This window comes from Alkalibacterium pelagium (assembly GCF_900109325.1).
Taxonomy (GTDB): domain Bacteria; phylum Bacillota; class Bacilli; order Lactobacillales; family Carnobacteriaceae_A; genus Alkalibacterium; species Alkalibacterium pelagium.
Window position 1 is genome coordinate 106,942 of record NZ_FNZU01000009.1, and the last position, 11,037, is coordinate 117,978.

An 11,037-nucleotide genomic window follows, 5' to 3' on the forward strand; every position below is an offset into this window, starting at 1 on the left:
TATGGATCTGATTCTGATCGTCGGGCCGCAGGCTGTGGGGAAAATGACTGTAGGACAGGCTCTGGAGAAGAAAATCGATGCCAGGCTTCTGTTCAATCATGAAACGATCGATCTGTTTGCCCGATTTCTAGGGTACACACGTGATACGTTTCGTCTATCTGAAGTCGTCAGGTATGACCTGTTCAAAGCCTTTACTGAACACCCTGAATCAAATGACACTCATGGCATTATCTTTACGGTAGTCGCAGGCTTTGATGTGGATACGGACTGGGACATCCTGAGGAACTGGTCGTCGCTGTTTCTTGATGCCGGAGGGAATGTATACTTTATTGAACTTGAAGCGGATCTTGATGTACGGCTCAAACGTAATAAAAGTGAGCTGCGTCTGTCAATGAAGCCATCGAAAAGAGACGTGGATTTTTCCGAAGCCGAACTGCTTCAGAGTATGGAAAAGCATCGATTGAATTCCTTTGATGGAGAAGTTGAAGCCAAGCTTCCGGAAGTCAGCTACCTCAAGCTGAATACAACTGAACTGTCAGCCGAAGCGACCGCCGGGAAAATCAATGACTGGCTGCTTGAGAGAGGCTATAAAAAAACGACCCGCCCTGAGTAAACAGGACGGGTCGTTTTTTCTACTCTTTTATAACAAGCTTACTGATCTGTTCTTTAATATTATCCAGAGGGACATCAGCCTGGAGCAGTGAAGCAGTGGTGTAGGCTCCTTCTATGAAGGCAGTGTTTAAAATCTCCACATTTTTTTCAGTCATTTCAGTTGCCATGTCCAGATTCATCTTTGCGCTTCCCAGATCATAAAAGCACAGGACATTATCTTCTTCGAAGGATTCCAGAGTCTCGCTGATCAGATCGAAGGATGTCCCCACGTCGCCGTCTTCTGTTCCCCCCGCTGTTCTGATCGTCACATCGGAAGCGACCTGGTCCAGAAGCTGTTTCAGACCGGATGCGACACTTTCAACATGAGAGACGAGAAGCACACCATAGGATTTACTCATCAGTCACACCCGCTTCCAGAAGACTTTCAAAGAAATAGGCGCTCGATTGTGCCCCGGGATCGATGTGACCGATTGAACGGTCGCCTAAATAAGATGCCCGCCCTTTAGTCGCTTTCATGTCTTTCGTGCTTTCCAGAGCACTGTCGATCACTGACTGATCAAGTGTCCCATCCTTCAAGGCATCGACTGCAGGCGCCCAGACGTCAACCATCGTCTTCTCACCTGTTTCAGCTTTACCCCGTTTGGTTATGCCGTCGAGACCGGAGGACAGGAGAGATGAAATGTCATCTGATTCCTTGGACTGTTTGGCCATGGAAATAAAAGCCGAGCCGTACAAGGGACCACTGGCTCCACCGACTTTACTTACGAGGACCATTCCGATGTCCTTGAAAAGGTCTGACAGATTGTCGTAGCTTTGCTGCTCCAGTTTTTCATTGACCGCCGCTACTCCTCTTGTCAAGTTGCTTCCGTGATCTCCGTCGCCGATTGCGGAATCGAGTTCGTTGAGAAAACTTTTCTCATCTGTTATTTTTCTGCTGAAGTGTTCGAAACTTTTTATCCATTTTTCTGTCTGTGCCATTTAAACGCTCCTTCCAGTTAACTACCAGCCAATGACCTCAACAGGTGCATTAAGGTAGTCGATCCATTTGTCATCTTCTATTTTTAGTAAAGTTAAGGAGACACCTGCCATGTCGATTGCCGTCATATAATCGCCTACTTTTCTGTAGACCAGATCCAGGTCTTCGCCGTCATCCAGCAAAGCTCTGATATCGTTCATAAAGACAAACTGCTCCATCAGCGGAGTAGCACCCATTCCATTTACCATCACGGCAAACTTGTCTCTAGATGACCAGTTTGCTTCTTTTTTAAGTTTGGATACAAATTCTTCAGCCAGCTCTTTTGATGGCTTCAGATTCTCACGGCTGTATCCAGGTTCTCCGTGTATGCCGATTCCGAACTCTATTTCATTATCTTCAAGCTCGAATCCCGGCTTGCCCACTTCAGGATTGGTTGCAGGAGAAAGTGCCAGACCGATAGAATACAAGTTGTTATTAACTTGTTCAGCCAGTGCCTTGATTTCTTTGAGTGATGCACCTGATTCGGCTGCTGCTCCAAGAATCTTATGCATGAAGACTGTTCCGGCGACTCCTCTTCTGCCGGCTGAAAATGTACTATCTTCTACAGCAATGTCGTCATCAACAACAATGGAATCGACTTCGATATCTTCCAGTTCAGCGAGTTCCTTTGCCATGTCGAAGTTCATGACATCACCTGTGTAGTTCTTGATGACAAGAAAAACGCCTTGACCTTCGTCTGCAGCTTTTATGCCTTCAAGAATCTGATCAGGTGTAGGGGACGTAAAGACTTGCCCGGCTACAGCTACTGAAAGCATACCTTTGCCGACAAAACCGGCATGACTGGGTTCGTGTCCGCTACCTCCGCCGCTTACCAGTCCGACTTTACCCGATGGGTCAAGTGTCCGTGCGATCACAGTCGTATCAGGCACTCGCCTGACCAGCGAGTCATATGCATAAGCCAATCCGTTTAGCATATCACCGACGACCTGGTCCGGCTGATTGATAATTTTCTTCATAATAATATTCTGCCTCCTTATTGTTTTCTCTAAACACATTGTACCCGTTTTCAAAATGAACTTCTAATTATTCACTTCTGAGAAAGGACTTTTTGGTATACTGATACCATAGATTGAACGGGAAGGAGAAAAGATATGAAAACATTAGTCATTATCAGCCATCCGAGCGTAGATGAATCGGGTAGCCAGCAGTTTCTTATTCAGGCTTTGTCAGACCGTTCACTGGAGCAGGTGACACTGCATCCGCTCGAAAAAACTTATCCTGATGGAGTCATAGATGTAAAACATGAGCAGGAGCTGCTTAAGTCTCACGACCGGATCATTTTTCAGTTTCCGTTCTACTGGTATTCGTCTCCACCCCTCTTAAAGCATTGGCAGGATGAGGTTCTGACCGAACATTTTGCCTTTGGGTATAGGGGGAACAAACTGGAGGGAAAAGAGCTGGGACTCGTTCTTTCCATAGGACTGGCAGAGAAGGAATACCAGACGGGTGGTCAGGAAGGCTACAGTATCAGTGAATTGACCAAGCCATTCCAGGCGGTGGCAAGAAAAACAGGTATGACTTATATTAAACCGCTCTCGATATTTCAGTATGCCTATATGAGTGAAGAAGAGCGGATGGGCCTGCTGATCCGTTATCAGCAGTATCTGACGCTGAAAAAACCGGATTCTCTTAAACCTCGTGAAGAGTGGGTAATTGCCGCGTTGAAAGAGACCGCGACTGAAACTTTGGGGACTGATCACTCTGATTTTATTATCGAACAGGTAATCGAACATATTGAAGACAACCGAATGGAACTGGATGAACTGCGCATGCATATCGATAATTATCATGAATAAAGGAGAGGTGAAAACAGATGGATGAACAGGAATGGGTCATCAGAGAACTGGATCAGCTCTTTGATTCAAGCCAGGATTATAAACAGAAAGCACTCCTTAAAGCAGCCGCTGATCTGATCAGAGAACAGGAAACTCGTAAACAGCAGCTTCAGGGAGAACTGGATGGCACATTATGGAGCCCTGGCAACTGGGGAAACTGATGCCGGTCAATCGGAAAATCATAACAGCTGACGAGCAAAAGAGAAAAAATCAGTCCTAAGACTGTATTTTTTCTCTTTTTTATTATATATACTGTTATCAAGAGAAAAAAAGGAGGAGCAATTATGAAGTATGGGTGGGTAGGCTGGCTGATTATCCTGGTAACAGGAAGTATATTTACAGCTAGTCCGGTACAGGCAGAGGGCAATACAATGCACGACTTGACTATTGATGTCCAGCTGCTTGAAAACGGGACGGCCGTTATTACTGAACGACGGGACATGACTATGGAAGAAGGAACTGAACTTTTTATAGTCATAGAAGAAACCGATGGTGTGGAGGTCATCGATTTCTACGTTGAAGGTATGGAAGAACAGACTAATTGGGATTCCAATGCTTCTAGAGAAGATAAAGCCGGATCATATGGCGTAGATGACAGTGCGTCTGAAACGGAACTGATATGGGGGATCGGAGACTATGGGCGTAACGAGTACATAGTGACCTATACTCTTAGCAATATAGTCAGACAGATGGAAGACGGGCAGTCCATGCACTGGAACTTCAATACATTTGGAGACATTCCTCCTGAAAATCTGACGATCGATATAAGTGGCCCTTTTGAGTTTTCTCAGGATTCAACCAGAATCTGGGGATTTGGCTATGAGGGACAGATCGACCTGCTAGATGGACACGTCCGTACTTATGCTCAGACTGAATTGGAAGATAACCAGAATGTCGCAGTCGTTGTGCAGTTTCTGAATGATCCGTTTTTGCTGTCCTATTATGACGAACGAACACTTGCAGAAGTTGTTGAGGATATAGAGCAGGATCCTGGACGAGGCGGGGCAGATGGGGGAGGACTGAGTGGGGTAATCCTCTCAATTATTATTAGTGGATCTGTAGCATTCGTCCTTGCCATAGTAGCCATTCTCGTAAAAATAGAACAGCTGAAAAAAGATGGCGGGAAAATACCTAATTACTACGAACAGCGTAAACGGAACAAAGGGATGTATTACACAGACATTCCCTACAAAGATGGTGATATTACAGATATTGCCTTCTTCCTGAAGCAGCTGCAGATGGGAACGGTTGAGCACTATTTCTTTGCCTTCTTATTGAAATGGTCAAAGGATAAATGTCTGACTATTGAGGAAGGTGAAGAAGGCAGGAAAAATAAGACCCGTCTGACTTTTGTGCCGGAGGCTTTTGAAAGAAAGTCGCAGCAAGAACTGGCAGGTTCACCTGTTGAAGAAGAGCTCTGGAGATCTCTGATCGAAGCTAGCGACACCAACTACCAGATGAGCAGCAAAGAAATGAAGAAATGGGCTCAAAAACAGGCAGACAAACTTCACAAGCTTGATAAGCAGCTTCTTGACGACTCCAGAGATCTGATGATTGCAGAGGGGTATATCAAGGAAGATACTGTTTCTTTCCTGACTGCACGACTGCCGTATACATCGATTACAAAAAAAGGGCAGAGACTCTACGATCATCTGACCCAGTTTGAAAATCATCTGAATGCATTAGGCGAAGACCAATCACTCAGCTATAAACAGCTGATTCCTGAAGAGTCATTCCTGATGTGGGCAGGCTTGTATGGAAAAGAAGAAGAAGTGATCAAGTCTATTGAAGCAATCATGCCGGACTGGGCAGAACAGGATATCGAGTATATCCCGTATTACTATACGTATTATCCAGGCTTGCATGTATTTTCCAGCAGTATGCACAGCGGCTACTCGAATGGAGGCTACTCATCTTCAGGTGGCTTCGGCGGATCGACCTCTATCGGTGGTGGGGGCGGCGCCATGGGTGGCGGAGGAGGCGGAGCACGCTGAGGTTAACACGGCTAGTCATACAGACAATATGATCTATTGGGAACTATAAATGTGCTAGGCTTGTTCAGAAGGGGCTACCTTCTGAATGAGTCTAGCTTTTTTGTATACAAGTTAACGCATACAAACGAAATGCTGAAAGACTGAAGGCATATGATTTAATCAATCTTATAACGAGAGGGTAATGGAGCTGAATTTTTTATTTGAAAAAAGGCACGAGTTGCAATAATAATAGGGTTTTCATAAAAAACTGACACTGACTGTTAAAATGTGATATATTTATGATATTAATATACAAGTATGACTAAATTAAGTTAGGAAGGTATTTATGCAGACTATCACTTTGCAGGACCAGACGTACGAAGTTTTACGAGAGATGATCATCAAACTTGATCTGTATCCAGGTCAGAAAATTTCAGAATCTCATTTGATTGAACTTCTTAAAGTCGGACGAACCCCAATCAGAGAATCATTGAAGCAGCTGAAAAAGCAGAATCTGATTTTTACATTTCCTCAGTCAGGAACGTATGTATCCAGAATAGATATGAGTAGAGCATTACAGGCACGTTTTATTAGAGAGTGTGTGGAAAAAGAAGTAATGACAGAGCTGTGCGGCGTGATGGATGAAAAGTCCGAGAAGGTGCTTTGGAAAATTCTGGATAGACAGAGAGAAACCTTTAAGGATAATAATGTTTCCGATTATTTTGATGTTGATAATGAATTTCATAAGAAATGCTATGAACTCGTCGGTAAAGCTCAGGTATGGCAGTGGATAAAAGAAGCCAGTGTACACCTCGACCGTTTTCGCTGGCTCCATCTTAAAGACATAACATTTGACTACAATCAGATAGTGGATGAGCATGAAGGGCTGCTTAAAGCTGTAAAATCTAAGCAGGTAGACGAAGTAAAGACTTTAGTGACTGCACATATCAATCTGATGGATGAAGCTCAAGGCGAAATTATAGAAAAGTATTCTGATTTTTTCAGTAAATAAACACCAGTTAGCTGAAAGCCTGACTCAGAAGTAGAGGCAATTCCGATGATTTTCAGCAAGGGATATGACAGGGGTAATCATTACGTTAGAACTTTGCCTGAACTGTTTACCAGGTCTTATATATGTATATTGGATCATTGAGCTTTATAAAGGGAAGCGTTATACTAGTATACGAGTTCAGGAATTCAAGGAGGATATTATGACAAAAAAACAAGCAATTTTGACCCGCTTAAAAGACAACTATCTGTTTGCAGTGATTAGAGGGAGGTCTGCTGAAGAAGCGACACGTATTTCCGAAGCTGTTTTTGAAGGCGGAATCAAAAACATCGAAGTGACCTTTACTACCCCGCAGGCTGACGAATCGATCCGTGATCTTGCCAGAAAGTTTGCCGGTACTGACATGGTAGTAGGAGCAGGAACAGTAATGGATGCAATAACAGCACGTATTGCTATTATTGCGGGAGCTGAATTCATCGTCAGCCCTAATATGGTGCCGGAAATATCAGCAGTCTGCAATACATATGGCATCCCCTACCTTCCTGGATGCGGAACTGTGACAGAGGTAGCCGACGCACTGGCGACAGGAGTCGAAGTGGTCAAGGTATTCCCGGGTGGGATATTGGGACCTGCTTTTATCAAAAATGTGCATGGCCCGATTCCGCATGTAGAAATGATGCCTTCCGGGGGAGTGAGTCTGGATAATATGGATCAGTGGATCGATAATGGAGCATGGGCTGTCGGTATCGGCAGTGCGTTGACTAAAGATTTGAAGACTCAAGGCTACTCAAGTGTCACAGAGCAGGCTCAAGCCTTTGTTCAGAAATACAATGAAGTGAAGTGAGGACGTGATCATATGCCGGATGTCATTTTAATTGGAGAACCCATGGGATTGTTTACTGCTCAGGAATATGGGGAGCTGAAAGATGTTACTTTGTTCAAGCGGTCTCTGGCCGGAGCGGAAATCAATGTCGGGATAGGATTGTCTCGCCTGAATTACAAAGTGGAATACGTCACCAAGCTGGGAATGGATCCTATAGGGGCTTATATTGAAGAAGCCATCGAAAAGGAAAAGATAGGGACAAGTTACATTTCTCAATCAGCGCAGCAGAACACTGGGCTGATGATGAAGAATAAAGTTCAGGACGGCGATCCTTCTACGGCCTACTATAGAAACAGCAGTGCATTTACAACCTTGTCAGAGGCTGATGTAAATAGGATCGACTTTTCTGATGTGAAGCTGCTTCATATAACTGGTATTCCGCCAGCAGTAAGCAGCACAGTTAGAGAAGCGATCGTCTATCTGATGAAGAAAGCTAAATCGGCTGGAACATTTATATCATTCGACCCAAACCTGAGGCCTGCCCTCTGGTCTTCAGAAGACGAAATGGTGACTGTCTTAAATGATCTTGCTGGTCTCTCGGATCTGGTGCTTCCTGGTGTATCTGAAGGCAAGACCCTGGTTGGAACAGATGACGTTGAAGCTATAGCGAGCTTCTATATCAATAAGGGGGCGCAGGTCGTCATTACAAAAAGCGGAGCAGGCGGAGCTTTTGTCACAGAAAAAGGAAAAGAGACAGTTAACGTGCCTGGCTTTAAAGTACAGAAAGTCGTAGACACTGTAGGCGCCGGAGACGGATTTGCTGTAGGCGTTCTGCATGGCTATTTAAGCGGCATGACCTGGCCGGAAGCTGCGGTACGTGCCAATGCAATCGGCTCTCTTCAAGTTCAGCATGAAGGGGACAATGAAGGGCTGCCTTCCCTTGAAGAATTGACTACCTATATTGAAAATTATTGATGACTCTACCCTGAATATGCCGACTGATGTCTGGCTTGTTCAGGTTTTTTGCTGCAGCAAAAAGGCTTCAGCTTGCTTTCTTTCCGGGTTATTGACAAAATAAACAGTAAAGAAAGGAAGGCGATCGCTTATGCATGACCTGATTGAAAACGGCACTCTGTGGACGCTTAAAGAAGTTGGTACAGATTCAGAACAGATAAGACAGAACGAAACGCTCTTCTCACTTTCAAACGGACACATCGGGACAAGAGGCAGCCTGGAGGAAAGGCATCGGACCCAGTCTTACAGTCACAGCGGCAGCACATTGATGAACGGGTTTTATGATACCGAACCGATCACTTACGGCGAATGGGCATACGGATATGCAACTCACCATCAGACGACGATTCCTATTCCCGACGCTAAAAAAATGGACCTGTCACTGGGTGACGAGAGATTTGATCTTGAAACAGGAAAAGTTGATCATCATTCACGCACCCTGGATCTTAAGAAAGGTCTGCTGACCCGGACCTTTTCATGGGAAAATTCCAAGCAGCAATCAATAAATGTCACGATTGAACGCTTTGTCTCCTACGATTTTCCGGAAATACTGGCGCAGCGAATCACTATTGAGTCAGAAGCAGATGAACTGCCAGTGCAGCTGACATTCGAACTGGATGAACTAAAGGATATGGGTAAGGAAGAATCAGCGGAAGATGATCCGGATCCAAGAAAAAAAGAACAGGCGGAAAGAAGATTTGATTCCCGCCCTCTATCGACTGATTCGGGCCGTATGATTCATATCAGTACTCACGCTTCTGATCTGCATGCAGTCATTTATGATCATGTCGTGTCTCAACCCGAACTGGTCAGCCTTGAGCGGGTTGAAAACAAGGTCACCGCTAGCTTTCAGACTGACAAGTCAGCACCAGTAGTCATTGATCGTTTCACTGCTTACAGTCATAAATATAGTAATGAAGAAGACACCGGTTCTCATGCTGAAAATCTGAAGGAAATCATGTCAGAGGTTGAAATGCTGGGTTATGACGAAGTGAAAGATAGACATCTCTCATTCATGGACGATTTCTGGAAGGTGAGTGACATTAAGCTGGAGGGCGATCAGGCGCTCCAAATTGGACTAAGATTTAATCTGTTCCACCTGCATCAGGCAGCCGGTCGGGATGGGCACACGAATATGTCTGCCAAGGGACTCACTGGTGAAGGGTATGAAGGGCATTATTTCTGGGATACAGAAATGTACATGTTTCCGTTCTTCCTTTACACTCAGCCGGAGATTGCCAAATCTCTCCTGATGTATCGTCACAGTATCCTTCCACAGGCGAGAGAGCGGGCACGGACTATGGCTATTGAAAACGGGGCGTTGTTTGCCTGGCGGACCATCAATGGGGAAGAAGCAAGTCCTTATTATCCAGCTGGTACAGCTCAGATTCACATCAATGCCGATATCGCTCATGCCGTCTATGATTACGGTAAAGTGTCGGAAGATGAGGCTTTCATGTTCAATGAAGGACTGGACATCCTCGTGGAAACGGCCCGCTTCTGGCTGGAATGGGGACATTTTGACGACGAACGTAATGGCGCCTTTGTCCTGAATGATGTAACGGGACCCGATGAGTATACGGCGATCGTCAACAACAATTTCTATACCAATCTGATGGCGAAAAAGAACCTGTCCTATGCCATCGAGTACGTTCAGAAAGCGTTGAAGCAGGAGACAGATAAACTGGATGAGCTGCATGTGACTGAAGACGAACTGGAAAACTGGAAACAAGCAGAGAGCAGAATGTTCCTTCCTTACGACGAGGAAAAAGAACTGACGATGCAGGACGACAGTTTCTTTCACAAAAAAGTCTGGGACTTTGAACACACTCCGAAGGATAATTACCCATTGCTTCTAAATTATCACCCGTTGACGATTTATAAGCATCAGGTCTGTAAGCAGGCAGACACGGTTCTGGCAGAGTTTCTGTTCTTCGATGATTTTTCCATGGATCAGTTGATACGGGACTATGATTACTATGAAAAAGTAACCACACATGATTCCTCTCTTTCACGGTCTGTTTTCGGTATGATGGCGAGTCAGATAGACAAACATAAAAAAGCATATGACTATTTCATGGATACGGCGCTGATGGATATCAGTGACCTTCAGTCGAATACGAAAGATGGGGTACATGCTGCCAATATGGGCGGAACATGGATGAGTATCGTTCAGGGCTTTGCAGGGATGCGTTTCAATGACGGTACCCTTTACTTCACGCCTCATTGTCCTAAGGAATGGAGCAGATTAAGTTTCAAGGTACAAGTGAAAGACAGGCTGATCCAAGTTTCCCTGACCCCGTCATCCACGGAGTATACATTGCTTGAAGGAGAGCCGATCACTATTGTTGAGAATGGAGAACAGATTCAGCTTTAATCGGATGATAGAAAAAGAGGCTGGGACAAAAGTCCCAGAAAAATAATAAGATCCGCTGAAAATCTACTTGAGATTTTTAGCGGATCTTATTTGTTTATGTACGCAAAAGGAGCACGGCTTTGATATAATTAAGTCACCACAACAAATCATAGAAAGGGTGCTCCTTATGTATACTCAATATACCATGAACCAGACAACCTTGCCATTAGAAATAGACTCACTTTTACCCAATAATCATATTATATATTCTATCAACGAGGTCGTCGAAGACTTGGATGATGCTCATTACCGTCTGATTGAAAATGACTTTGGTCGGCCGGCTTATCACCCAAAAGTTCTACTCAAGGCCCTTCTGTTC

12 protein-coding genes are annotated in these 11,037 nt (G+C 44.7%); 9 read left to right on the forward strand and 3 right to left on the reverse strand.

Going from position 1 to position 11,037, the window contains the following annotated elements; translation table 11 throughout:
• Window position 1: 1 nt before the first annotated feature.
• The gene (locus BMX79_RS08445) at window positions 2–613 is read left to right on the forward strand and encodes an ATP-binding protein (RefSeq protein ID WP_091481527.1); all 612 of its coding nucleotides are present in this window, start codon (window positions 2–4) and stop codon (window positions 611–613) included.
• A gap of 19 nt (window positions 614–632) precedes the next feature.
• Here BMX79_RS08445 and dhaM read toward each other — a convergent pair whose 3' ends face one another.
• The 3 genes from dhaM to dhaK are packed head-to-tail and all read right to left on the reverse strand — an operon-like array spanning window position 633 to window position 2,604.
• The gene (gene dhaM, locus BMX79_RS08450) at window positions 633–1,010 is read right to left on the reverse strand and encodes a dihydroxyacetone kinase phosphoryl donor subunit DhaM (protein WP_091481530.1); all 378 of its coding nucleotides are present in this window, start codon (window positions 1,008–1,010) and stop codon (window positions 633–635) included.
• Window positions 1,003–1,590, reverse strand: coding sequence for a dihydroxyacetone kinase subunit DhaL (gene dhaL / locus BMX79_RS08455; protein WP_091481533.1), 588 nt, complete (start codon window positions 1,588–1,590; stop codon window positions 1,003–1,005). The genes dhaM and dhaL overlap by 8 nt, the downstream gene beginning before the upstream one ends.
• A 21-nt stretch (window positions 1,591–1,611) precedes the next feature.
• The gene (gene dhaK, locus BMX79_RS08460; protein WP_091481536.1) at window positions 1,612–2,604 is read right to left on the reverse strand and encodes a dihydroxyacetone kinase subunit DhaK; all 993 of its coding nucleotides are present in this window, start codon (window positions 2,602–2,604) and stop codon (window positions 1,612–1,614) included.
• 135 nt (window positions 2,605–2,739) lie between these two features.
• Here dhaK and BMX79_RS08465 point away from each other — a divergent pair, with 135 nt between their 5' ends.
• The 8 genes from BMX79_RS08465 to BMX79_RS08500 form a co-directional block, all read left to right on the forward strand.
• Window positions 2,740–3,444 (forward strand): NAD(P)H-dependent oxidoreductase, encoded by a 705-nt coding sequence (locus BMX79_RS08465; RefSeq protein ID WP_091481539.1) that lies wholly within the window; start codon window positions 2,740–2,742, stop codon window positions 3,442–3,444.
• A 17-nt stretch (window positions 3,445–3,461) separates the two neighbouring features.
• A complete protein-coding gene (locus BMX79_RS08470; protein ID WP_091481541.1) occupies window positions 3,462–3,644 on the forward strand; it encodes a hypothetical protein in 183 nt (60 codons plus the stop codon).
• Between the two features lie 123 nt (window positions 3,645–3,767).
• Window positions 3,768–5,477: a DUF2207 domain-containing protein gene (locus BMX79_RS08475; RefSeq protein ID WP_091481543.1), complete on the forward strand. Its 1,710-nt coding sequence runs from the start codon at window positions 3,768–3,770 to the stop codon at window positions 5,475–5,477.
• Window positions 5,478–5,802: 325 nt separating this feature from the next.
• Entirely contained in the window at window positions 5,803–6,468 is a 666-nt protein-coding gene (locus tag BMX79_RS08480; RefSeq protein ID WP_091481546.1) for a GntR family transcriptional regulator, read from the forward strand.
• Window positions 6,469–6,667: 199 nt separating this feature from the next.
• Complete coding sequence (locus tag BMX79_RS08485) at window positions 6,668–7,309, forward strand: bifunctional 2-keto-4-hydroxyglutarate aldolase/2-keto-3-deoxy-6-phosphogluconate aldolase (RefSeq protein ID WP_091481548.1); 642 nt, start codon at window positions 6,668–6,670, stop codon at window positions 7,307–7,309.
• A gap of 12 nt (window positions 7,310–7,321) precedes the next feature.
• Window positions 7,322–8,263 carry a sugar kinase gene (locus tag BMX79_RS08490; protein WP_091481551.1) on the forward strand — a complete coding sequence of 314 codons (942 nt, stop codon included), beginning with the start codon at window positions 7,322–7,324 and terminating at the stop codon, window positions 8,261–8,263.
• Between the two features lie 130 nt (window positions 8,264–8,393).
• Window positions 8,394–10,679 (forward strand): glycoside hydrolase family 65 protein, encoded by a 2,286-nt coding sequence (locus BMX79_RS08495; RefSeq protein ID WP_091481554.1) that lies wholly within the window; start codon window positions 8,394–8,396, stop codon window positions 10,677–10,679.
• A 166-nt stretch (window positions 10,680–10,845) separates the two neighbouring features.
• The coding region (locus tag BMX79_RS08500) for a transposase (protein WP_143059420.1) at window positions 10,846–11,037 on the forward strand (192 nt) is incomplete at its 3' end.